Genomic DNA, 22,382 nt, shown 5'->3' with positions numbered 1-22,382 from the left:
AAGTACTCTCACGACAAAGGAAAAGAGAGGCGCAATGCCAGCGCCACCAGCGTGACAAAAAGAACCGGCAGTGTCATCACGATGCCGGTTCGGAAGTAATACCCCCAGCTCACCGCGATCTTCTTCTGCGCCAGCACATGCAACCAGAGCAGTGTCGCCAGGCTGCCAATAGGCGTGATTTTCGGCCCCAGATCGCAGCCAATCACATTGGCAAAAATCATCGCCTCTTTAAGCACGCCCGTTGCGTTGCTGCCATCAATCGACAGCGCACCAATCAGCACTGTTGGCATATTGTTCATTACCGACGAGAGGAATGCGGTAATAAAACCTGTGCCGATGGTGGTCGCCCATAAGCCCTTATTGGCCAGCATATTCAGAACCCCGGAAAGGTATTCGGTGAGCCCCGCGTTTCGCAGCCCATAGACCACCAAATACATGCCCAGCGAAAAGACAACGATTTGCCATGGTGCACCGCGCAGCACTTTGCTTGTATCAATCGCTGCCCCTTTTTTGGCGACGGCAAACAGAATAAGCGCACCAACAGCCGCAATCGCACTCACCGGAATACCGAGCGGTTCCAGCACAAAAAAGCCTGTCAGTAGCAGGATCAGCACTACCCAGCCGGTGCGAAATGTCGCAGGGTCTTTAATTGCGCTTGTCGGTGCTGCCAGTTTATCTGCGGCATAATTTTGCGGAATGTCGCGGCGAAAAAAGAGGTGGAGCATGGTAAGTGTCGCCGCGATTGCCGCGATGTCCACCGGCACCATGATGGAAGCGTAGGCGGTGAATCCCAGGTGGAAAAAGTCTGCCGATACGATATTAACCAGATTCGAGACAATCAGCGGCAGACTGGCGGTATCGGCAATAAAGCCTGCGGCCATCACGAACGCCAGTGTGGCTCGCGGGCTGAAACCAAGCGCCAGCAACATGGCAATGACAATCGGTGTCAGGATCAGCGCGGCACCATCGTTGGCAAACAGGGCTGCGACCGCCGCTCCTAACAACACAATATAGGTGAACAGCAACCGCCCGCGCCCGTTGCCCCAACGTGCAACATGCAGCGCTGCCCATTCGAAAAAACCGGACTCATCTAACAGTAAGCTGATGATAATGACGGCAATAAACGTCGCCGTTGCGTTCCAGACAATATTCCACACCACCGGAATATCGCTCATATGAATCACACCGCAGGCCAGCGCCAGCACCGCGCCAAGCGTTGCGCTCCAGCCAATACTCAACCCTTTGGGCTGCCAGATAACCAGCACGAGAGTGAAAATAAATATGCTTCCAGCCAGTAACATTTCAGACTCCATGATATACGGATTTATGCATATGTTTTGTTATCTACACGAGCCCAAAGACACCGATTGCAGTTTGGCTCGCGTCTCTTCACGCAAGCAATCCCATGCTGTATCGATGGTTGCCGCCGCCCAGGCGGGCATATGAGGTGACAGCCGATAATGGATCCATTTCCCTGCCCGTCGATCAACGACCAGGCCATATTCACGTAACATCGCAATGTGCCTGGAAATTTTAGGTTGCGACTCCCCCGCCGCAGCGCAAATATCACATACGCAAAGTTCGCCGGACTCTCTGAGCAACAGCAGGATGGTTAATCGCGTTTCATCGGCGAGAATTTTAAAAAGCTGAACGGGTTGCAGCATGCCTTTACCTTAATGACGCCAAAGAACAGATATGGTAATTCATATGTATTGCTTTTTGAAGAGACAACGAGAATCACCGGAACATCTGGCCTTTCACATCATTTTTTTGCCCAGCTGCAACCAATGTTAAACAAACATTTCACTCATCGGACACGTATTCATGGCACTGATAAACTCAACAGTATCTATCACAGCGATCGGAAGGTTATTGCCATGCAATATGAAGAACAGCAGCTTATCAACGGCCTTTTCCAGCGCCTGAAACAGACCGAGCAACAGAACGGCCAGCGCGACGCCGAGGCTGAGCGTCAGATAGCGGAATTTGTGCGTCAGCAACCTGCCGCGCCGTACTATATGGCGCAATCGATCCTGATTCAGGAAGCGGCGCTAAAACAGCTCCAGAGCAAAGTCCAGCAACTGGAAAGCGAGCTGGCGGCGCAAAAAAGCAAACCGCAAACCGGCGGTGGCAGTTTCCTCGGCGGCCTGTTTGGCGGCGGGAGAAGCCTGAGTCCACAGCCGGAAAATAACTGGAATGCACCTCAGCAGCCGCAGCGAGACTATTCCCGTTCGGCGGCACCTGCGCCACGCGGGAGCGGTTTTATGGCCGGGGCTTTACAAACCGCGGCGGGCGTTGCAGGTGGTGTGGTGCTGGCCGAAATGCTGACCAGCATGTTCCATCAGTCCCGCCCGGAAGAGATTGTGAATATTATTGAAGAACCGGTGACGGCGGCGGGTAATTCGTCGTTTGAAAACGCGCAGAACGACAACTTTAGTAATGCCTCCGACACCCGTTTTCTCGATCAGAACGATTCTTTCGGCAGTGACTCTTACCAGAACGATGATTTTGATGACACCGATTACAGCAACGATGACGACAGCTTTATTTAACGCTGCCCACGCCTGAACCTGGCCCGGTGGCGCTGTCTGCCGGGCAATCTCTCCCCCTTTTTAAAACCTACCAATTCAGGTGGCATGCCCCTTGCCTGTCGGGCATTGATGCTAACCTGTGCGGCGCTCAGCAAAAATGAGTCGGTTTTTTCTTTTTTCGGACAAGGAGAATGGGATGTTCATCGCCAAACCTGTCGCACGTACGCTGGCGGTTGCCGCCTGCCTGCTGGCACTGTCAGCCTGTGACGACAAAGCCACCAAAACGCAAGAAGCGCAGCCGTCAGCCGAACAGGCCGAAGTGCTGAAGTACAACGAATATATTGCCGCAGCCAACATGACCTCGGCCAACTTCGGTAAACAACTTGCGGAATACCAGAAGTACACACAGCCCGCTTTCGATGGCAAAAAGAAAATGGATGATCTGTTTTTTACTGAACCGCTCTCTATGGGGCGTATTAAAGAACATCTGGATAAAGCGCACAGCATGAAGCCGGATATGCCGGAACTGGATGAACCGGGGCGTCTTTACAGCGAAGCGCTGGCAAAAGCTGAACCGGTAAGCCGCGATATGTACAACTACATCAGCGCAAAAACATACAAAAGCGATAATGGCGCTCACGGTCGCGAGATCCAGCCCGCGTTGTTGAGCAGCATGCAGATGCTGGTCGTTGCGCAGGCGAATTTCTTTGAAGGTATCGAGGCAAAAGATCGTGCGCGCATTAAAGCGGAATTCGAACGTACGCAAAAAGGCACGCTTGAGCACGCGCAAATGGGGATGGTCTACTACCTGAAAGAGAGCCTGGATGCCGCCGGTGGCGTGCTGGATGGCAAAGGACTGGGCGATAAGAAGGCGGCATTCAAAGAGGCGCTCGATCAGTTCAACAGCATGGCTACCGCTTACGATGCCAAAGTACGCGAAAGCAACAAAACGGGCTGTTCGAGTCTTCTGTCTAAAGCCAATGACTATCTCTCCACCGGCCGTGACATTATTGAGCGCACCGAGAATGGCGAGTACGAAAAAGATGCCAAACAGTCAACGCAGTTTCAGCTGATGCAATCGCAGCAGACACAGGACGCCCAGTCCCTGCTGCAAAACTACAACAATATGGTCAGCGCCTTAAACACCAACCAGTGTTAAGATTTTGCGCATAAAAAAGAGGCCTTTCGGCCTCTTTTTTGTTTCTGACGACTCAGAACGTTTCCCAGTTATCACCCTGCGCCAGCGCCGGGCGCTGTGGCTTGAAGGTTTTGCTGGTTGGCGACGCAGCATTACTCGGACGCTCCGGCGCTGCACCCGTTAAACGGAACGCACCCACAGCTTCGGTCAGGCGAGCCGCCTGCTCTTCCAGCGAGGCTGCCGCCGCCGAGGCTTCTTCAACCAGCGAGGCGTTCTGCTGTGTAACGTTATCCATTTCTGTTATCGCCTGGCTCACCTGGGTGATGCCTTTGCTCTGCTCATCAGAAGCGGCGGCGATCTCCAGCATGATATCGGTCACGCGCTTAACAGCAGTGACGATTTCACCCATGGTTTCACCAGCGGAAACCACTTCTCCGGAACCTTGTTCAATTAAGCTCACGGATTCGCTGATCAGCGCTTCAATCTCTTTCGCCGCCTGCGCACTGCGGCTTGCCAGCGTACGAACCTCGCTTGCCACCACCGCAAAACCACGCCCCTGTTCGCCCGCGCGCGCCGCTTCTACCGCCGCGTTAAGCGCCAGGATATTAGTCTGGAAGGCGATGCTGTTGATAACCGCTGTGATTTCGGAAATTTTGCGCGAACTGTTGGTGATATTGCCCATCGTTTGCACGACGCCAGAAACAATCTGCCCACCTTTGGTCGCCTTGCCGGAGGCATCGCGTGCCAGCCCACTGGCATGGTGTGCGTTGTCGGCGTTCTGCTTCACGGTCGCGGTTAACTGCTCCATGCTGGCAGCCGTTTGTTCAATGGCCGCAGCCTGTTGCTCAGTTCGGGAAGAGAGATCGGTGTTACCGGCAGAGATCTCGCTGGTGCCGCGATAGATCTCTTCCGCACCCTGACGCACCGTCGCGACCGTGGTGACCAGCGAATGCTGCATCGCTTGCAGATCGCTACTCAAACGACCAATTTCGCTACGCCCGGCAGGCTCATCGGCTACCGTTAAATCCCCGGTCGCGATGCGAGAAATGCGCTGAGCCGCACGTTGCAGCGGGTTAATCACTACGCTGCGCAATACGGTAAAGGTGATAACCGTCAGCACCAGCGCTAACGCAAAGGCGGCAGCCATAAACATCAGCCCAAGCTGGGTGCGGCTATGAGCCTCTTCGGTCAGGCGCTGCGCACGTGCGGTACGGATATCAATGGCTTTTAACAACACTTCGTTATAAGACGCATCCAGCTGGCGCGCCTGCTCACTTTCGTGGTTAATGATCGCTTCAAACATGCCGTTTTTGGCATATTTCAGCATCGGTTGCATGCCCGCGATGTAGGCATTAAAACGGGTGGTGAGATCGCCATCCAGGGCGAGATCCGCCGGGGTTTTGACCGGGCGTTCCATATATTGATTAAAACCATCCTGCGACTGCTTAATGCGTTTTTCTGCTTCAGCCACGTTGTTTTTCATGTCTTCCATTTCGGCGATGCGACTGGCCGCGCCGGCGTGGATCAGACTGATACGCGCAACGCGTAAGTTGTTTGAACTGTTGGATAATCCCATGCGCACCTGGATTTCCTGTGTGACATCCTGCTGATCGCGATCCGCTTGCATCAGGAAGTAACCCGCCAGACCGGAACTTAATGCAAATAGCATTAAGATGCCGCCGAGAATGGAAGAAAACAGGGGAACCAATCGAATATTGTGCATAAATCCAATGCCTTGTGTTCTTTGCATCGCTGCTTTTTTATCCATGGCTATCGACTCTCATATATGTCTGATACGTACAACAGGAATGATATATAGGCATCGGCAATAATTGGATTATTCTTATGGCGAAAAGCGCGTCAGCGGTCACAGATTTGGAGTTTGGTTGCGCCAGCGGTGACACCGCTGGCGTGAGGGAGGGCTACTTTTCGCCGAAATGGATGACAGTGCGGATAGATTTACCCTGATGCATCAACTCAAACGCATCATTGATCTGCTCCAGTGGCATACGATGAGTAATGAAGGGATCGAGGCGAATTTTGCCCGCCATCGCGTCTTCTACCATGCCTGGCAGCTGTGTACGACCTTTCACACCGCCGAAGGCAGAACCGCGCCATACACGCCCCGTCACCAGCTGGAATGGACGGGTGCTAATTTCCTGCCCTGCGCCCGCCACGCCGATGATGACGCTTTCGCCCCACCCTTTGTGGCAGCACTCAAGCGCGGCACGCATGACGTTCACATTGCCGATGCACTCAAAACTGAAGTCCACGCCGCCGTCCGTCATTTCGACAATCACGTCCTGGATTGGGCGGTCGTGATCTTTCGGGTTGATAAAGTCGGTTGCGCCCATCTCTTTGGCGAGAGGGAATTTATCCGGATTGGTATCGATCGCCAGAATGCGTCCCGCTTTCGCCTGAACTGCGCCCTGGATAGCCGCCAGACCGATACCGCCAAGGCCAAAGATAGCGACCGTATCGCCCTCTTTGACTTTCGCCGTGTTATGCACCGCGCCAATGCCGGTAGTCACGCCGCAACCCAACAGGCAGACTTTATCCAGCGGCGCTTGTTCGTTAACTTTCGCCAGCGAGATTTCCGCGCAAACGGTGTATTCGCTGAACGTGCTGGTGCCCATGTAGTGATAAATCGGTTCGCCGTTGTAGGAGAAACGGGTTGTGCCATCCGGCATCAGGCCTTTACCCTGCGTGGCGCGAACGGCCTGACAGAGGTTGGTTTTCCCCGATTTGCAGAACTTACACTCGCCGCACTCTGCCGTGTAGAGCGGAATAACGTGGTCGCCCGGTTTCAGGCTGGTCACCCCTTCGCCGACTTCCACAACGATGCCGCCGCCTTCATGGCCGAGTACCGCCGGGAACACGCCTTCCGGATCGTCGCCCGAAAGCGTAAATGCGTCGGTGTGACAAACGCCGGTGTGGGTGATGCGCACCAGCACTTCACCTTTTTTTGGCGGCGCTACGTCAATGTCGACGATTTTGAGCGGTTGACCCGGCCCAAAGGCCACAGCTGCACGTGATTTCATAAGTCGCTTCCTTTTTGTGTATGGCTTATTGCTTATTTTAGATAAGAGCGCAGAAGATGACCGACTTCCGCCATGCGCACCGCGCGTTGATCGGCCGTGGTTTCACCGGTAACCAGCTCATCTTTGAGGTGAATTTCAACCATTTCGCCCATCAGGCCATTGGCGGCACCGCGCACAGCGGCGATTTGCTGCAAAATCGCGATGCAGGGCTCGCCGCTTTCCAGCGCGCGCTCAAGCGCATCAACCTGGCCACGAATGCGACGAACCCGCGTAAGCACGCGTTTTTTATCTTCTGGTGAATGGGGCATGCGACCTCCTTGATACTATAGGGGGGTATGGTAACTTTTATTTTAGTACGATGTAAACATTAGGTTTTGTATGGGTATCAGAAGGTTAGGCGTTTCAATACACCGACCTGCGAAGCATAAAAGGGTTTTCGCCGTCCCTATTCGCCCCGGTTCCAAATATGAACCAGCCGAATCAGGAATAACCGCTTTCCTTTTTCACGTCGAAAAAAAGCCCCGGCGAATGCCGAGGCTTGTGATAAGACCTGGGTAGTATTACCACTTCAAATCTTGTTTTGATGCCTTTTGATTCTCTTTGTACATCATTTCAATAGTCGTGTAGTTACACATATCCAATGCCGAATGGCAGTATGTCTTAATGACGTTATCCATTATTTTTCGGTCTTTCGCTTGTGAGGCCTCTTTGAATGCGCGCAGATTTTCCTGCTCCATCATTCTTAAAGTCGTTTCCTGACACATATTGAGTTTGCTATTGCAATAATCTTTCTGAACGCGATCTTTAATGTACTTAATAACATCCGCCTTCTGCGCCTCGGAACCATCAAAATCCATAGGATGAATGAATTTTGCGAAAGATAAAGAAGGCAGGAAACAGACCAAAAGCAACAGTGATTTTTTCATAAACATCCTTTTATTATTAATCAGAAACATGTCGTAACATTACATCAAATGAGTGTGTTTGGCACTGCCTTTTCTTCGTTGAACCGCCGGGGTACGCCCTACACGTTATCGACTTCCAGCCCGTGGCTGGCTGTCATGGATTGGGTTTATTACCTGCTAATGAGTTTTCATTAATGGCCTGCAACAGGCCTTTCGTTTATCGACCAACGCAGTTCGATGCACATATAATTCTTTTATCGCTTGATGGGTCCCTCGCAACACAGATTTCTTGTATTCGATTATCGGCGTATGGTCGTGTCGATGTTATGGGAGAGAGTCAATTTGCCGAATACGTTAAAACGCGAGACTGTTTTTTTACCAGCCTCGTGGCTGCATTTTGTCTATCACTCTATGGAATACCGCTCAATCGTTAAACCGTTACCGTTTCTATGCAACCTTTCGCACGCTGATCTCCACGACTGATGAAGCTGATGCCAACCCAATCTCATTCTTTGCGTTTGTCGTTATGCTATGTGTTTATACACCAATCATGTTTGCGATCGTTAAATTAATTCTGCGTAAAAAGAGAAAGTAACTTATTTTCTTAGACATGCAGATATTATCGGTCAACTGATTTGACCGATAATATTTCCCGCTACTGTCGTCATTTTTTCTGAATATTTCCTTCCGCTGATGTAATAAATATCAATTCCTTAGCAGAATAGACCACAGAGTTTGCCGGCAGATCTTTATTGACAAAGGTCATTGCCCCAATTGTTACGTTATCGCCAATATTTATATTTCCGAGAATGCAACAATTTGCGCCAATATTGACATTGTCGCCGATAATCATCATCCCTTCTTCGTTCTGTTTCCTTCCGAGAGTGGTATTTTGCCTAATCAGTAGATTTTTGCCTATTATGCAATCAGGTCGAATGACAATCCCGGGGAAATGACTGATATGCAAACCAGCGCCGATGACTACGTCTGGATCGATGTCAACGTTATATTGCGCGTTTAGTTTATTTAAACGTTCTTTCGCAATACGGGACAAATTGAATTTATTGGTACGATAGAAATACTGGCTAAGGCGAAAAATAAAATAAAAACGGCGATCATAACACCGAAAAGCACGCCACGCGGCACGGCGCCAGGTAAAAGGTTTGTGGTTACCGCGTAATACCTCTATTTTTAAACACTCAACCAGTTCGCGGTACATAGAATAATTATCATTCGGTTTCATCAATAAATTTCACACTATTATATTTATAATTAATAAAGACGCTTGTTAAGCATGCAAAAAAACGAAAGATTTTTAGCATTTTTTTTCATATAAAACAAGTAATACAGTAACAATCTATTACTGGGTAATAAATTAGAGCGCGTACAAAATTCATTCGAATGATTCTTCTTAAATGTATGTTTTTAGTTTTTTATTTTTCACTAACCAAAATCAACACGTTTTTACGACTCATCCGAACGCACTTTGTCAATGATTGCTGCGGTCTGTCTAAAGTGAGCCCCTGGAAGGCTCAGCATCGGTATTACTTCACCAGCGATGAATAAATCAGCTTGATCCCCAAAATACTCAGTACCGTGGCCGATGTTCTGTCCACCGCCGTTTTGATGCGCAAATACACGCGGCGCGGTTTCTCGGCTGAGAGTAGCAACGCCACCAGCGAATACCAGCCCGCATCTATCACAAAGCTCATCAGCGGGATCACATAATAGAAGATCGTTGGAATAGTGACTGGCAGCAGTGCGGTGAAAATAGACGCGAAAACGATCGCCGTTTTCGGGTTGCTTAACTGAATAAACAAACCATCGCGAAACGTCTTCCATAACCCTTTGGGTGCATCGTTATGGTTCACAGAGAGCGTCAATGGCTGCGATGCACCACGAAAAATCTTCACTGCCATCCAGATAAGATATGCGCCCCCTGCTATCTTTAGCGCCATATAGAGCTCGGGCACCGCATTCAGTACCCTTTGCAGTCCCAGCATGGCCATTAGTGCAAAAGTCGCCGCACCAATCCCCATTCCCAGCGAGGTGACTAAACCATGCGCGCGTGAATGCGCCAGTGAATTACGCGCAACGTAAATAAAACTCGGACCAGGGCTCATTACCCCCATCATTAGCACGGCGGCGATCGCAATCAGACTGGACAACAGCACGGGAAACCTCCTGACAAGGCGAGACTAAAGTGACATGATGACTCTAGCAGAGAGAAAACATAATGTATTCACCGGGAAAGGATAACAATCGTAAAAATATATTGTACAAAACCCCACCATTTTTGTCTGACATCAAAATCCTAAGTAAATTTAATTAAATATATCGTAGGTTAATCAGTGCAATATTAAATATAAAATTTAACTTAGGTCTGGCGAGAATTATTTGGTAAGATTTTTCTTAGTGAGACATTATGCTATTAGCAAGGAGAACTTATGCGCTGGGATATTACGGATATGCTGCTTTCCCCAACGACCGGCACGGCGTTTGCTGTCGCCAGGAATAGTGAGCATCTGTCGGTTATTGTCTGGTATCGCGGCAACTATTTTTTGCGACCAAACAACTACTTACATACTGATGGCACACGTGTATCCATTGATGGAAAACCACAGAACTTTCGCGTTATTCATACCATGCCTTTTTTCCCTGCTATCTGGCGGACTTTAAAAAATAGTTGTCATTGTCCCGGTAATGATAACGTTTCATTGAGAAATTGTGAAAAGCAGCAGACGTGTTTATTCGAACTTTGTCCCTATGGAATAAAAATGATTTCCTAGGTTAATATCACATTGATATTTATTCCCTGGCCGGACAAATAAATATTCCTCTATTGATGAAAAGCGAAAGAAAATCATCGGCCGTTGCGCGCGCCCGCCACGTCCTGCTCCGTAACGGGTACGCGCAATATCCTGTTTAAGATTTACCTGATAGCCCGGAGGGCTCCTCCGGGCAAACGTCAGCGTTTTAACGGCTGCCCTGCGGTTTCGCGGGCGCGCAGCACTGTCAGGAAGGTGATGAGCGCCGCGCCCATCACATAGAATGCTGGCGAAAATTTATCGCCGGTGCTGGTAATGAGCCAGGCGGAAAACCAGGGTGTGATGCCGCCAAAGAAGGCGACGGCAAAGTTATAGGCGATAGACAAGCCGCCATAGCGCACGCTGGTGGGGAAAAGTTCCGCCATTGCGGCGGTACACGCGCCATCAAACGCGGCGATAAACGCCCCCAGCATCACCATCGCCAGTACAGCAGAGAGCACATCGCCGTTCGCCATTACCATCATGGCCGGGTAACTCAGCAGTATAAACCCGGCGCACCCGGTCAGCATTAACGGTTTACGGCCATATTTATCCGACAGATAGCCCATAAACGGCACCAGCACCGCCACGGAAAAGAGACCAATCGTGGTGATGGCGTAAGCGTTAAGTTTCGAGAAGTGCAACTCGGTGGAGAGATAGCTCGGCATAAAGGTTTGCAGCGTCCAGTGCCCGACCGCTTTGATCACCACAAAACCGACGCAGAACAGCAACGCGCCCCACGCGGTGGTTACCGCTTTACGCAGCGGCGCGGATTCGGTTTGCCCGTTCTTCATGGCGTCGAGAAATTCTGGCGAATCTTCCAGATGTTTTCGTAAATACAGACCGACCCAGCCCAGCGGCCCGGCAATCAAAAAAGGAATGCGCCAGCCCCAGTCGCTCATTGTGCTTTCACCGAGCGTTGCCGTCAGCAGAAACACCAGCCCGGAGCCGACGACAAACGCCATAAAACCAAAGTTATCGATCCAGCAGGTGAAGTAGCCACGGCGCTCCGTGGGGGCATATTCCGCCAGGTAGGTTGTCGCGCCCGAGCTTTCGCCCCCGGCGGCAAACCCCTGAACCAGGCGCGTTATCACCAGCAGCACCGTCGCGGTAATACCAATCTGATGATAAGTCGGTAGCAGCCCCATCACAAAAGTGGCACCGGAGGTGAGCAGGATCACCGTTGCCAGCACTTTTTGTCGCCCTTTTCTGTCGCCCAGTGAACCAAAAAACAGCCCGCCAAGGGGGCGCATAATAAAACCCGCGCCAAAGACCGCGAACGACGAAAGCAGTGCGGCGCTCGGATCGCCCGCCTGGAAAAACTGCAGGCCGATAATGGCGGCGAGCGTGCCATAAAGACCAAAGTCAAACCATTCGACAAAATGACCAATGCCGGTGGCGAGCAGCACTTTGCGTAATTTGCGCGATCCGGCAGCGTGTTCTTGTGTTGCCATCCGATCAAGAGACTCCTGTACTGGCTGTGTCATATCCCCTCCGCCCGATAGTGTTTCTATAATAGATATACTATCTACACTGCTTGTACGAATTGCGCACAGCACGGATGGCGTAAAATGTGATTTCCGCCCTGCTTTTCAATGTGGAAAGCCCGACAGGATCACATTTTAGACGCGCAGAAATGAAAAAGCCCCGCAGGATGCGGGGCCAGGTAACGAGAGACAATTAGCCGCGTTTTTTTGGCATCATGCGCAGCAGCGTGTTGTCTTTAAAATAGTAATGATGCGCCAGCGCCGCACCGGCATGTAACGCAATGACAAAATAACCGACGTTAGCCAACAGCTCGTGGAACGCTTTGAGTGTATCCACCAAATCATAATTCGCTTCGGCGGCATACGGCATCGTAATCCCGAAAGCAATCCATGGGCCACCGCGGTTATACATCATCAGCAGGCCAATAACGGGCAAGGCAATAAACAGCAGGTAAATGACCAGATGCCCAAGGTGCGCCAGCCCGGTCATCATCGCTGACGGTTTCGGCTCAATCGGCGGCGTCGGGCTTTTTAGCCGCACCAGCAGACGCGCCACCATCAGCACCAGGATCGAAATGCCGCATGAAACGTGTACGAGATTGAAATACGGACGATAGCTGCGCGGGAAGAATCCGCGTAGTTCCATGGCGCAATAAGCACCAATAACCAGCAGGAACACCAGCCAGTGAATGGCGATTTGTAATCCGGAATATTTGCTACGCATAAGGAACCCCAAAACGAACGAACCGGCGTTCAACATACCGGGCTTTCCTTAAAAATTCATTAACTTTTCCTTATCATTTTTCAGGGACTTACCACAGCCTGAATGGGATTCATTTGCCCAATAACGCCCGCCAGGTTATCACTAAATAAGTGCAAAACGGTGATTCATTACATTCTGATGGAGAAGATCGATGAGCAAAATTGGCATTAATGGATTCGGGCGCATTGGGCGCCTGGTGTTACGTCGCCTGCTGGAAACCAACAGCGGCGCAGAGGTGGTGGCGATCAACGATCTGACCTCACCCAAAGTGCTGGCCTATTTGTTAAAGCATGACTCCAACTACGGTCCGTTCGGCTGGAGCGTGGATTTTACCGAAGACGCGCTGATCGTTAACGGCAAAACCATCACGGTATATGCGGAAAAAGAGGCGAAAAATATTCCGTGGCGCAGCGCCGGTGCGGAGATCATCGTTGAGTGTACCGGTTTTTATACATCGAGCGAAAAATCGCAGGCGCACATCGAGGCTGGAGCCAAAAAAGTGCTTATTTCCGCTCCGGCAGGCGAGATGAAAACTATCGTCTACAACGTTAACGACGACACGATTAATGCACAGGACACCATTATTTCTGTGGCTTCCTGCACCACCAACTGTCTCGCGCCGATGGCCAAGGCATTGCAGGATAATTTCGGCATTAAAGTCGGTACCATGACCACCATACACGCCTACACCGGTACGCAGGCGCTGGTCGATGGCCCGCGCGGGAAAGATCTGCGCGCCTCCCGCGCTGCCGCGGAAAACATCATTCCGCACACTACCGGTGCGGCGAAAGCCATCGGTCTGGTGATCCCGGCATTGAGCGGCAAGCTGAAAGGCCACGCGCAGCGCGTACCAGTGAAAACCGGCTCCGTTACCGAACTGGTATCCATATTAGAGAAGAAAGTGACGGTCGATGAGATCCATCAGGCGCTGAAAAAAGCCACCGAAAATAACGAATCTTTCGGTTATACCGATGATGAGATCGTCTCTTCTGATGTTATCGGCAGCCATTTCGGTTCCGTTTTTGACGCCACGCAAACTGAGATCACCGAAGCTGGCGGTGTGCAACTGGTCAAAACCGTATCCTGGTATGACAACGAATACGGTTTTGTCACTCAGCTGGTTCGCGTACTGGAAAAATATCGCGCACTGTAATCTCTCCATCCACGCCGGGTAACAACCCGGCGTATTCAAACCAGGCAGCACATGAGAAATATCAGCCCGGAAGATTTACTCACCCTGATGAACGTGGCGGTACAACACGCCACGACGTTCCCCGTCTGGCCGACCGGCGAAGCCCCTGGGGCTGCGGTAAGCCCGGTGAAGTTTCAGCTTGAAGAGCATCATACCGGCCCCTCGCCTTTTGACCGTTCCGTCACCGGCGTACGCGCACCGCACATTACTGTCTACGCGCCACAAAACCCGAACGGTGTCGGTATTCTGGTCACGCCCGGCGGCTCTTATCGCCGCGTGGTGCTGGATAAAGAAGGCAGCGCGCTGGCGCCCTGCTTTAACGCCAAAGGTTACACCCTGTTTGTCATGACCTACCGCCTGCCGGGCGATGGGCATGAGGAAGGCGCGGACGCGCCGCTGGCCGATGTGCAACGTGCGATACGCGTCATTCGCGCTCGTGCGCAGGAGTGGCGACTCGATCCTGAACGTATTGGCATTATGGGTTTTTCCGCTGGCGGCCACGCCGCAGCCAGCCTTGGCACTCGCTACAACGAAAACGTCTATTACCCCGTTGATGAGATGGATAAGCAACACGCCCGCCCGGCGTTTATGGCGCTGGTCTATCCGGTTATTACCATGCACCAGGAGATTGACCACCCGATGTCGCGCCAGCAACTGATTGGCGATACGCCGAGCGACGAACAGATCCGCCGCTACTCTGCAGAGCAAATGGCCGATGAAAACACGCCGCCCACCTTTCTGTTGCATGCGGTCGATGACCCGGCAGTGAAAGTGGAAAACAGCGTGGTCATGTTCAGCGCCCTGCGCCGCCTTGGCGTGCCGGTTGAGATGCATCTGTTCGAACAGGGGAAACACGGTTTTGGCATTCGCGATGCGCTGGGCTTACCGGCGGCAATATGGCCGGAACTGATGATGGCGTGGATAGCAACCAAAGTATGAAACGCGCCCCCGCCATGCGCGGGGGCGACGTATATCAGGACTGCAGATAAACCATTTGCGTTTGCAGATACTCGTTCAGGCCGTGGCGTCCATCCGCCCCACCAATGCCCGATTTGCGCCAACCCGCATGGAAACCCTGCATCGCTTCGAAATTCTCGCGGTTAATGTAGGTTTCACCAAACTTCAGCCCCCGCACGGCTTTCATGGCTGTCGTCAGATCGCGGGTATATACCGACGACGTGAGGCCATAATCGCTGTCGTTGGCCATCGCCAGCGCCTCTTCCAGCGTGTCGAACGCAACCACAGGCAGCACCGGGCCAAACGTCTCTTCATGCATGATGGCCATCTCCTGGCGCACATCGAGCAGCAGTGTCGGCGGGTAAAAATAGCCTTTGCCGGCGACCGCCTTGCCGCCGAGTACCACGCGCGCGCCTTCAGACACGGCGCGCTCGACCTTCTCTGCAACGCGTTGCAGTGCCGCCGCATTGATAAGCGGCCCCATCGCAATATCATTGCGCTGCGCCGGATCGCCAAACTGTACCGCTTTCATGGCTTCGCCAAGTCGATTGACAAAACGGTCATAAATCCCTTTTTGTACATACACGCGTTCGGCGCAGTTACATACCTGCCCGGTGTTGATGACGCGGGAATCAACAATCGCTTTCACGGCCAGCTCAAGATCGGCATCATCAAAAACAATTGCCGGCGCTTTGCCGCCCAGTTCCAGGCACACTTTGGTGATGTTTTTCGCCGCTGCCGCCATGATTTTCTCACCCGCGCCAACGCTGCCGGTCATGCTGACCATCGCCACGTTTGGATTCCCCGCCAGCTCCTGCCCAACGGTTTCCCCGCGCCCGAGCACCAGGTTAAAAACGCCTTTTGGTAAGCCGACATCATGGACGATTTTCGCGAAGGCGATCGCGTTGCTCGGTGTGAATTCGCTCGGTTTAATCACGATGGTGTTGCCGGTAATCAACGCAGGTGCCATTTTGCGGGCAATCAGGAAGAACGGGAAATTCCACGGCAAAATGCCAGTGGTGACACCCAACGGGCGTTTAAACACGAAGATATTTTCGCCCGGACGGTCGCTTTGCAGAATTTCGCCCTCATAGCGCCGAGCCCACTCGGCCATATAGTCGATGTAATCGGCGGTAAAGGAGACTTCCACCTCCGCCAGTTGCTGAATTTTTCCCCCTTCGGCGACAATCAGCGCGCTAATCTCAGACGCTTTTTCACGAATACCCGCCGCGATTTTGCGTAACCAGCCTGCGCGCTCAATAGCGGGCAGCGCTTCCCAGCCTGGCTGCGCCCGTTCGGCGGCATCAATGGCTTTGCGCGCGTCTTCGGCGGTGCCATCAGGGATACGCGCCAGGATCGCTTCGGTTGCCGGGTTGATGACATCCAACCACGTATCGCCTTGCCAGCTCACAAATTGACCATCGATAAACATAGGGTGCTGTACCGGTGCTGTCATGCCTCGCTCCTGTAATAACATTGTTTTTAACAAGTGAATTCGTTGTTAAAAATCTATCCGCGCACGACATTTTTCCTACAGACAGGGGCAACTTTTGTGAGAGAACGCATAAAAGAGGCGTGAAAAAGCAACAAAACCGTGACAAGTACAGCGGCGGAAATGCCCGTTTGCGGCAACGTCTGCGCAAACGGGCATTGAGGTTACAAAGCGCGGCTGCCGAGCGCAGCAGTAAGCGTGGTATCGGCCATTAAAACCTGCCAGGCAGCGTCGACTTCCTCCGGGAAATCAACATGAACGATAAAATCATGTCCGTTTGGCCCGTAACCACTGGCGTCATCGCGCAGACGCGGCACTTCCCCCAGCAGCAACGACAAATAACGCTCAACCGACCATAAACCTCGCTGCTGCGGCTGGAATGCCAGCCCCTCAGCCGTGTTGGTTAACTGCGGAGTAAAACCGGGCCAGCTCAGCCAGTGCGGCGCATCGTGACATTGCTGACTGAAGCGGGCAAACGTCGCCATTGTGCGGCGCTGCATGGTGGGATCCTGCACCACCATCACGGTTTTCGGTTTTACCCCCTGCGACGTCAGCATATCGATGCTGAACCTGGCGTTTTCACCGCAGTTAGTGGATTTGTCCTCAATAAGGATCTGTTTCGCATCAATCTGCCAGAACTGGCGCGCGATATCGGCCAGAATTGCCGCTTCACCGCGCCCGGTGGTACGCACGACGTTATAGCGAGGATGCCGTGCGATAGCGGAATAAAGAAAGGTGGTGGAGTGCCCGACGCCACCGCTTATCAGAAGTGGCGTTTGTTGCGCCGCCGCCAGCGCGCAGGCGGCATCAATGGTTGGAATGACAGCATTACCCGCAAGAATGACCACATCAGCCCGCACGGGTGTGGGCTTACCGACAAAATCATTTTGCGCCAGCCACGCGCCCAACGTATTTGCCGCCGCCAGCGTGCGCTCTGCTACGGCAGGAAAAGTCGTCATCAGCATAGAACCTCCTTCGCGTTAACTTACAGCCTACCGCGTCAACACACGCTGAACAGGGGATCACTCCGAATCCTGTTCGCAGCGGTTCAGGTAAGTTTCTGTAACCTTGTTAGAAACGTGCGCAATAACCCGCAATGTGCGGGGTATCGCTGTATTTGCTCCCATTGAAAGCAGCGCCTGTGATCCGGCGTTACGTTGGCAAAAACAGCATACGTTTTATCTGTTGCCGCCCATGCTAACGACACTGCGCATCTTCACCACGCCCCGGTCACAACGCTTTTTCGAAACATACCGCTTCCGGCCTGCCGATATAGTTGCCGTAGTTTTCACGGATCCGAAAGCCGTTGCGCTGATAGAAATCAACAGCACGCTGGTTGATTTTGCGCGTCTCCAGCCACAGCGCCTGAAATCCGCGTTCCCGCGCATGCTGCTCAAGCGTGCGGAGCAACTGCGCGCCTACGCCGCGCGTGCCGGGACGTGCATACATGCGCTTGATTTCGCCGATCCCGGCGAACAATTCACGAACCGCAACGCAGCCCACCGCCACCGCGTTTTCTTGCGCCAGTAAAAAGAAGCCCCGCTCACCTAAGCGTGAGGCGTCAAACGAGGCTCTGCCGCTGCTGCCAGTGAGGTGTTGCAGGTAATCAGAAAGCGCGTCCTGAAGTTGCAGGCACGCGGGATCGCTTGCCCCGGTAAGCGTAATGGTTATCGCACTCATTGTGACGTTGTCACCTTTGATCGTTTATTTTTATTAATAAAGCAGATCACTTAACGTCAGTAACCTATATTTTTCTTATGCGCTTGCATTGCCTTTGACGGCACAAGTAGAATCATTAGCCCGCTAACCATTCACATTAACAACCTTTGTTTTATATGGATAACTGCTGTTTCCGACACCTTGATGCGCGCACAACTTACCGTCGCGAACGATCCCCATTAGCCCCGGTCAGGAAAATGTAATGCGTTTGCCGAAAAGCGACCCCTATAGCCCACGCGAATGGCAGCCGCATGAAAAACCGATGCTGCTGGGTTCGCCTTCCACGCCCTATCACAGCACTCCGCGCCGTATCGCCTATGGTGTCGTTGGCCTGCTGGTTTGCATGACCGGCGCACTCGGCAACGCGATGGTGACCGCTAATCTGCAAAACCTGCAAGGCACGTTTGCCGCCTGGTCGACGGAGATCGCATGGCTGCCCGCCGTGTATGTGATGACCAATGTGTCAATTAATCTGCTGCTGGTAAAGTTTCGCCAGCAATACGGCCTGCGCGCGTTTACCGAAGGGTTTCTGGTGCTGTATGTACTGGTGACCTTCTTCCATCTGTTTATCAACGATCTCAGTTCTGCCCTGTTTGTCCGCGCCGCGCACGGCATGGTGGCGGCGGCACTCAGTTCGCTCGGCATTTACTATCAGATTCAGGCCTGGCCGGCGAAACATCGCTTAAAAGCGCTGACCATTGGTATTACCGGTTCGACGCTGGCCATTCCGATTGCCCGCCTTTTTTCTACCGAGCTGCTGCAGCTGGATGAATGGCGCGGGCTGTATCTGTTCGAACTTGGGCTGGCGCTGCTCTCGCTTGGCTGCGTGATCGCCTTAAAATTGCCGCCGGGCGATCGTAAAAAAGTGTTTGAAAAGAAAGATTTCATCACTTTCTTTCTGCTCGCACCAGGCATGGCGCTGCTGTGCGCGGTGCTGTCGCTGGGTCGGCTGGACTGGTGGTTTGAAGCGCCCTGGATCGGCTGGGCGCTGGCAGGTGCCGTAGTGCTGATCGTCTCGGCGATAGCCTTTGAACACAACCGCAGTAACCCGCTGCTCAACACCCGCTGGCTCTCCAGCGGCAGCATTGTGCGTCTCGGGTTGATTATGCTGCTGATCCGCGTTGTGCTCGCCGAGCAGAACACCGGCGTGTTTGGCTGGCTGCAATATGTCGGCCTGCAAAACGAGCAAATGACCAGCCTGGCGTGGTCGATCCTGGCGGGTATCATCTGCGGTATTACCGCCAGTTGCCTGACGATTAAACCCCAGCGACTGGCATGGCCGATTGTCACCTCGCTGGCATTGATGATTATCGCTTCGCTCCTTGATAGCCAGTCCACCAGTTTGACGCGCCCCAATCAGTTGATGGTAAGCCAGTTTTTACTCGGTTTTGCCAGTGCGTTTTTTATCGCACCGGCGATGCTGGCAGGGATTGGCGGCGTGGTGGCGGAGCCGCGCAACCTGGTCAGTTTCTCGGTGCTGTTTGGCATGAGCCAGAATATTGGCGGGCTGCTGGGTTCGGCGATCCTCGGCACGTTTCAGACCTGGCGGGAAAAGTATCACTCCAGCCTGTTAGCGGACCAGCTCACCACCTTAAACCCACTGGTCAATGAGCGTTTGCAATATTACAGCCAGATGTTTCAAAGCCAGCTTGGCGACAGCACATTGCTTAGTGCGCAGGCGGTGACGCAACTGCAAACGGCGTCGACGCTGGAAGCGAATATTCTGGCTTACAACGATACTTATCTGCTGACGGCGAGCATCGCCGCCGCCACGCTGATTTGGATTTTATGGCGCTTATTGCGCCTGCGCATTACTGCCCGCCTTGTGTTGAAGCGGGCCACTGGGAGCAAATAATAATGTTACTGGAGTGTCTATGAGCCAGCAGGATGCCGCCAAAGAGCGGGCCAATACCCGCAGCAACTTACGTGTGGTTTCTCTTTTTTCCGCCGCCGCGATTGGCCTGGTGGGCGTACTGGTGATCCTTTACGCCTGGCAGTTGCCGCCGTTTACGCGCCATACCCAGTTTACTGATAACGCCTATGTACGTGGCCAGACAACATTTATCAGCCCGCAGGTGAACGGCTACATCACCGACGTGCCGGTACAGGATTTCGCCGTTGTGAAAAAAGGCGATCTGATTATGCAGATCGATGACCGAATCTACCGCCAGCGCGTGGATCAGGCGAAAGCCACGCTGGCGATGAAGCTGGCTGCGCTGGATAACAACCTCCAGCAGCGAAAAAGCGCGCAGGCCGTCATTGCCCGCAACGAAGCCGCGCTCGCCAGTGCGAAAGCGCAGGATTTGAAATCGCAGGCGGATTTAAAACGCGTGAAAGCGCTGACCGCAGACGGGTCGCTCTCCATCCGCGAACGCGACGCTGCACTCGCCACCGCCGCGCAGAACACCGCCAGTATTGCCCAGGCACAAGCGACGCTTGAAATGTCGCGCCAGGATCTGCAAACCACCATCGTTAATCGCGGGTCGCTACAGGCGGATGTGGAAAATGCCAAAGCGGCGCTTGAACTGGCGCAAATCGATCTGCAAAACACTCGTATCGTCGCTCCTCGCGATGGGCAACTGGGGCAAATCAGCGTGCGCCTTGGCGCGTATGTCGCCGCCGGAACGCACCTGACCTCGCTGGTGCCGTCGCAACGCTGGGTGATCGCCAACCTGAAAGAGACGCAACTGGCAAATGTGGTTGTCGGGCAGCCAGTGCGCTTTACTGTCGATGCGCTGGACGGGCGCAGCTACCACGGGCGCGTGGAGAGCATCTCACCGGCCACCGGCGTGGAATTTAGCGCTATCAGTCCGGATAACGCCACTGGTAATTTTGTCAAAATCGCCCAACGTATTCCGGTGCGTATCCAGGTGGAGGCGAAACCCGACGAACTGGCAAGGCTGCGCCCTGGAATGTCGGTGCAGGTACATATTGACACGCGGGAGGCAGAGCAATGAAGCGGCGTTTCACCGTTGTCGCGTTGAGTCTCATCCTTGCCGCTTGCCAGTCTGCCGATGTTCAGCAAGCCCAACCGTCGCTGCAGATCCCGGCAGCCTGGCGCAGCGAGGCGGGTCCGGTCAGCAAAACGGATAGCGTCTGGTGGCGCAACTTTCACGACAGCCAGCTAAACCGCTATGTCGACCAGGCACTACGCCACAACAGCGACGTGCTGATCGCCCGCGAGCGGATCAATGAATACCAGGCGCGGGTTTACGCCGCCGACAGCGCCCTGTTCCCCGAACTGGACGCCGGAATTTCCGGCACCCGCGCCCGGTCGCAATCTGCCGCGACGGGTTTACCCGTTTACAGCACCTTGTACAAAGGCAATCTGACGGCCAGTTATAACGTCGATATCTGGGGAGCCAGCCGCAGCGCCTCTCGCGCGGCTGACGCCTCGCTGGAAGCCCAGAAAGCAGCGGCAGCGGCGGCTGATTTGACGGTGGCGACCAATGTCGCTTCCGGTTATCTCACGCTGCTGTCGCTGGATGCGCAATTACAGGTCACGCAATCCACGCTGGCAGCGCGGGAAGATGCACTCAAACTTGCCCGCCGCCAGTTTGAAACCGGCTATACTTCGCGGCTGGAGCTGATGCAAGCGGATTCCGAGTTGCGCAGCACGCGCGCGCAGATCCCGGTGCTGCAACATCAGATAAGCCAGCAGGAAAATGCGTTGAGTGTGCTACTGGGTAATAATCCGGGGACGGTGAATCGTGGCGAATTTGCAACCTTAACGCCGCTGACATTGCCCTCGCAGTTACCGTCAAGTTTGCTCAATCGTCGGCCGGACATTGTGCAGGCGCAACGCCAGTTGGTTGCCGCCGACGCGACACTCGCCGCGTCGCAGGCGAAATTACTGCCGTCGATTAACCTGACGGCAACCGGCAGTATGCAGGACGATACGCTGCCCGGTTTGCTGGATAATCCGCTACGGTTGTGGAGCATTGGCGGCAGCATTCTTGCCCCGTTGCTCAACCGCCAGGCGCTGAATGCGCAGGTCGATGTCTCGATGTCGCAGCGTAATCAGGCGCTTTATACCTATGAAAAAACCGTGCGCAACGCGTTCAAAGAGGTGAACGATAGCCTTGATGCCATCACCCGTCTGGGCGAGCAGCTCACCGAGCTTGCCGGGCAAGTCGATGTCGCGCAGGAGACGTTACGCATTGCGCAAAACCGTTATCACAACGGTTATTCCTCTTATCTGGACGTACTGGACGCCCAGCGCACGCTGTTTTCCGCTCAACTGAGCGCGGTGCAGGGTAAAAACAATCTGTTACTGGCGCAGGTGGATCTCTATCGCGCACTGGGAGGTGGCTGGTCCGGGCTGAATTAAGTTTCTAATAAACCAGGAGT

The 22,382-nt window shown here is 53.3% G+C and carries 21 protein-coding genes; 8 read left to right on the top strand and 13 right to left on the bottom strand.

Annotated features, from left to right (window positions below; all coding sequences use genetic code 11):
- Positions 1-8 precede the first annotated feature (8 nt).
- Both M8Q36_RS17990 and M8Q36_RS17985 read right to left on the bottom strand, forming a co-directional pair.
- The gene (locus M8Q36_RS17990; protein ID WP_249881787.1) at positions 9-1,301 is read right to left on the bottom strand and encodes an arsenic transporter; all 1,293 of its coding nucleotides are present in this window, start codon (positions 1,299-1,301) and stop codon (positions 9-11) included.
- Between the two features lie 39 nt (positions 1,302-1,340).
- Positions 1,341-1,664 carry a metalloregulator ArsR/SmtB family transcription factor gene (locus M8Q36_RS17985; protein ID WP_249881786.1) on the bottom strand — a complete coding sequence of 108 codons (324 nt, stop codon included), beginning with the start codon at positions 1,662-1,664 and terminating at the stop codon, positions 1,341-1,343.
- Between the two features lie 213 nt (positions 1,665-1,877).
- Between M8Q36_RS17985 and M8Q36_RS17980 the strand changes: the two genes are divergently transcribed.
- On the top strand, positions 1,878-2,552 hold the full coding sequence (locus tag M8Q36_RS17980) for a DUF2076 domain-containing protein (RefSeq protein ID WP_249881785.1): 675 nt from the start codon (positions 1,878-1,880) through the stop codon (positions 2,550-2,552).
- 175 nt (positions 2,553-2,727) lie between these two features.
- On the top strand, positions 2,728-3,690 hold the full coding sequence (locus M8Q36_RS17975) for a DUF3829 domain-containing protein (RefSeq protein ID WP_249881784.1): 963 nt from the start codon (positions 2,728-2,730) through the stop codon (positions 3,688-3,690).
- A 52-nt stretch (positions 3,691-3,742) separates the two neighbouring features.
- Here M8Q36_RS17975 and M8Q36_RS17970 read toward each other — a convergent pair whose 3' ends face one another.
- The 6 genes from M8Q36_RS17970 to M8Q36_RS17945 form a co-directional block, all read right to left on the bottom strand.
- The gene (locus M8Q36_RS17970; RefSeq protein WP_283945967.1) at positions 3,743-5,437 is read right to left on the bottom strand and encodes a methyl-accepting chemotaxis protein; all 1,695 of its coding nucleotides are present in this window, start codon (positions 5,435-5,437) and stop codon (positions 3,743-3,745) included.
- Positions 5,438-5,591: 154 nt separating this feature from the next.
- The gene (locus tag M8Q36_RS17965; RefSeq protein ID WP_017457260.1) at positions 5,592-6,710 is read right to left on the bottom strand and encodes an S-(hydroxymethyl)glutathione dehydrogenase/class III alcohol dehydrogenase; all 1,119 of its coding nucleotides are present in this window, start codon (positions 6,708-6,710) and stop codon (positions 5,592-5,594) included.
- Between the two features lie 32 nt (positions 6,711-6,742).
- On the bottom strand, positions 6,743-7,018 hold the full coding sequence (locus M8Q36_RS17960) for a metal/formaldehyde-sensitive transcriptional repressor (RefSeq protein WP_016495945.1): 276 nt from the start codon (positions 7,016-7,018) through the stop codon (positions 6,743-6,745).
- 252 nt (positions 7,019-7,270) lie between these two features.
- Complete coding sequence (locus M8Q36_RS17955; protein WP_025263610.1) at positions 7,271-7,636, bottom strand: hypothetical protein; 366 nt, start codon at positions 7,634-7,636, stop codon at positions 7,271-7,273.
- 643 nt (positions 7,637-8,279) lie between these two features.
- On the bottom strand, positions 8,280-8,858 hold the full coding sequence (locus M8Q36_RS17950; protein WP_249881783.1) for a serine acetyltransferase: 579 nt from the start codon (positions 8,856-8,858) through the stop codon (positions 8,280-8,282).
- A gap of 301 nt (positions 8,859-9,159) precedes the next feature.
- Positions 9,160-9,789: a LysE family translocator gene (locus tag M8Q36_RS17945; RefSeq protein ID WP_249881782.1), complete on the bottom strand. Its 630-nt coding sequence runs from the start codon at positions 9,787-9,789 to the stop codon at positions 9,160-9,162.
- A 273-nt stretch (positions 9,790-10,062) separates the two neighbouring features.
- Between M8Q36_RS17945 and M8Q36_RS17940 the strand changes: the two genes are divergently transcribed.
- Positions 10,063-10,404 carry an anti-adapter protein iraM gene (locus tag M8Q36_RS17940; RefSeq protein WP_249881781.1) on the top strand — a complete coding sequence of 114 codons (342 nt, stop codon included), beginning with the start codon at positions 10,063-10,065 and terminating at the stop codon, positions 10,402-10,404.
- A gap of 179 nt (positions 10,405-10,583) precedes the next feature.
- Here M8Q36_RS17940 and M8Q36_RS17935 read toward each other — a convergent pair whose 3' ends face one another.
- On the bottom strand, positions 10,584-11,909 hold the full coding sequence (locus tag M8Q36_RS17935; protein ID WP_502825477.1) for an MFS transporter: 1,326 nt from the start codon (positions 11,907-11,909) through the stop codon (positions 10,584-10,586).
- A gap of 193 nt (positions 11,910-12,102) precedes the next feature.
- On the bottom strand, positions 12,103-12,633 hold the full coding sequence (cybB, locus tag M8Q36_RS17930; protein ID WP_249881780.1) for a cytochrome b561: 531 nt from the start codon (positions 12,631-12,633) through the stop codon (positions 12,103-12,105).
- Positions 12,634-12,823: 190 nt separating this feature from the next.
- On the opposite strand from cybB, the gene gap reads away from it, so the two are divergent.
- On the top strand, positions 12,824-13,825 hold the full coding sequence (gene gap / locus M8Q36_RS17925; RefSeq protein ID WP_249881779.1) for a type I glyceraldehyde-3-phosphate dehydrogenase: 1,002 nt from the start codon (positions 12,824-12,826) through the stop codon (positions 13,823-13,825).
- 51 nt (positions 13,826-13,876) lie between these two features.
- The gene (locus tag M8Q36_RS17920; protein WP_249881778.1) at positions 13,877-14,803 is read left to right on the top strand and encodes an alpha/beta hydrolase; all 927 of its coding nucleotides are present in this window, start codon (positions 13,877-13,879) and stop codon (positions 14,801-14,803) included.
- Positions 14,804-14,837: 34 nt separating this feature from the next.
- On the opposite strand, the gene aldA is transcribed toward M8Q36_RS17920, so the two are convergent.
- From aldA to M8Q36_RS17905, 3 genes are all read right to left on the bottom strand, one after another.
- A complete protein-coding gene (gene aldA, locus M8Q36_RS17915) occupies positions 14,838-16,277 on the bottom strand; it encodes an aldehyde dehydrogenase (protein WP_249881777.1) in 1,440 nt (479 codons plus the stop codon).
- A gap of 200 nt (positions 16,278-16,477) precedes the next feature.
- On the bottom strand, positions 16,478-17,278 hold the full coding sequence (locus tag M8Q36_RS17910) for a YdcF family protein (protein ID WP_249881776.1): 801 nt from the start codon (positions 17,276-17,278) through the stop codon (positions 16,478-16,480).
- Positions 17,279-17,543: 265 nt separating this feature from the next.
- On the bottom strand, positions 17,544-17,993 hold the full coding sequence (locus tag M8Q36_RS17905; protein ID WP_249881775.1) for a GNAT family N-acetyltransferase: 450 nt from the start codon (positions 17,991-17,993) through the stop codon (positions 17,544-17,546).
- 241 nt (positions 17,994-18,234) lie between these two features.
- On the opposite strand from M8Q36_RS17905, the gene M8Q36_RS17900 reads away from it, so the two are divergent.
- From M8Q36_RS17900 to M8Q36_RS17890, 3 genes are read left to right on the top strand one after another with little or no spacing between them, the layout of a single operon-like run.
- On the top strand, positions 18,235-19,887 hold the full coding sequence (locus M8Q36_RS17900; protein ID WP_249881774.1) for an MFS transporter: 1,653 nt from the start codon (positions 18,235-18,237) through the stop codon (positions 19,885-19,887).
- A gap of 19 nt (positions 19,888-19,906) precedes the next feature.
- Positions 19,907-20,989, top strand: a complete 1,083-nt coding sequence (locus M8Q36_RS17895; RefSeq protein WP_249881773.1) for an HlyD family secretion protein — start codon at positions 19,907-19,909, stop codon at positions 20,987-20,989.
- A complete protein-coding gene (locus M8Q36_RS17890; RefSeq protein WP_249881772.1) occupies positions 20,986-22,362 on the top strand; it encodes an efflux transporter outer membrane subunit in 1,377 nt (458 codons plus the stop codon). Before M8Q36_RS17895 ends, M8Q36_RS17890 begins: the two co-directional genes overlap by 4 nt.
- Positions 22,363-22,382: the final 20 nt, after the last annotated feature.

Origin of the sequence: Kosakonia sp. R1.Fl, assembly GCF_023516815.1 — a bacterium.
Lineage (GTDB): Bacteria > Pseudomonadota > Gammaproteobacteria > Enterobacterales > Enterobacteriaceae > Kosakonia.
This window is presented reverse-complemented; position numbering and strand designations above follow the sequence as displayed.

Bases quoted from the DNA above. Each gene is read 5' to 3' on its own strand.
- M8Q36_RS17950 (WP_249881783.1), bottom strand. From the start codon at position 8,858: ATGAAACCGAATGATAATTATTCTATGTACCGCGAACTGGTTGAGTGT.
- M8Q36_RS17890 (WP_249881772.1), top strand. From the start codon at position 20,986: ATGAAGCGGCGTTTCACCGTTGTCGCGTTGAGTCTCATCCTTGCCGCT.
- M8Q36_RS17985 (WP_249881786.1), bottom strand. From the start codon at position 1,664: ATGCTGCAACCCGTTCAGCTTTTTAAAATTCTCGCCGATGAAACGCGA.
- M8Q36_RS17955 (WP_025263610.1), bottom strand. From the start codon at position 7,636: ATGAAAAAATCACTGTTGCTTTTGGTCTGTTTCCTGCCTTCTTTATCT.
- M8Q36_RS17910 (WP_249881776.1), bottom strand. From the start codon at position 17,278: ATGCTGATGACGACTTTTCCTGCCGTAGCAGAGCGCACGCTGGCGGCG.
- M8Q36_RS17900 (WP_249881774.1), top strand. From the start codon at position 18,235: ATGCGTTTGCCGAAAAGCGACCCCTATAGCCCACGCGAATGGCAGCCG.
- M8Q36_RS17975 (WP_249881784.1), top strand. From the start codon at position 2,728: ATGTTCATCGCCAAACCTGTCGCACGTACGCTGGCGGTTGCCGCCTGC.
- M8Q36_RS17960 (WP_016495945.1), bottom strand. From the start codon at position 7,018: ATGCCCCATTCACCAGAAGATAAAAAACGCGTGCTTACGCGGGTTCGT.
- M8Q36_RS17935 (WP_502825477.1), bottom strand. From the start codon at position 11,909: ATGACACAGCCAGTACAGGAGTCTCTTGATCGGATGGCAACACAAGAA.
- M8Q36_RS17940 (WP_249881781.1), top strand. From the start codon at position 10,063: ATGCGCTGGGATATTACGGATATGCTGCTTTCCCCAACGACCGGCACG.
- gap (WP_249881779.1), top strand. From the start codon at position 12,824: ATGAGCAAAATTGGCATTAATGGATTCGGGCGCATTGGGCGCCTGGTG.
- M8Q36_RS17965 (WP_017457260.1), bottom strand. From the start codon at position 6,710: ATGAAATCACGTGCAGCTGTGGCCTTTGGGCCGGGTCAACCGCTCAAA.
- cybB (WP_249881780.1), bottom strand. From the start codon at position 12,633: ATGCGTAGCAAATATTCCGGATTACAAATCGCCATTCACTGGCTGGTG.
- M8Q36_RS17920 (WP_249881778.1), top strand. From the start codon at position 13,877: ATGAGAAATATCAGCCCGGAAGATTTACTCACCCTGATGAACGTGGCG.
- aldA (WP_249881777.1), bottom strand. From the start codon at position 16,277: ATGACAGCACCGGTACAGCACCCTATGTTTATCGATGGTCAATTTGTG.
- M8Q36_RS17970 (WP_283945967.1), bottom strand. From the start codon at position 5,437: ATGGATAAAAAAGCAGCGATGCAAAGAACACAAGGCATTGGATTTATG.
- M8Q36_RS17980 (WP_249881785.1), top strand. From the start codon at position 1,878: ATGCAATATGAAGAACAGCAGCTTATCAACGGCCTTTTCCAGCGCCTG.
- M8Q36_RS17990 (WP_249881787.1), bottom strand. From the start codon at position 1,301: ATGTTACTGGCTGGAAGCATATTTATTTTCACTCTCGTGCTGGTTATC.
- M8Q36_RS17895 (WP_249881773.1), top strand. From the start codon at position 19,907: ATGAGCCAGCAGGATGCCGCCAAAGAGCGGGCCAATACCCGCAGCAAC.
- M8Q36_RS17905 (WP_249881775.1), bottom strand. From the start codon at position 17,993: ATGAGTGCGATAACCATTACGCTTACCGGGGCAAGCGATCCCGCGTGC.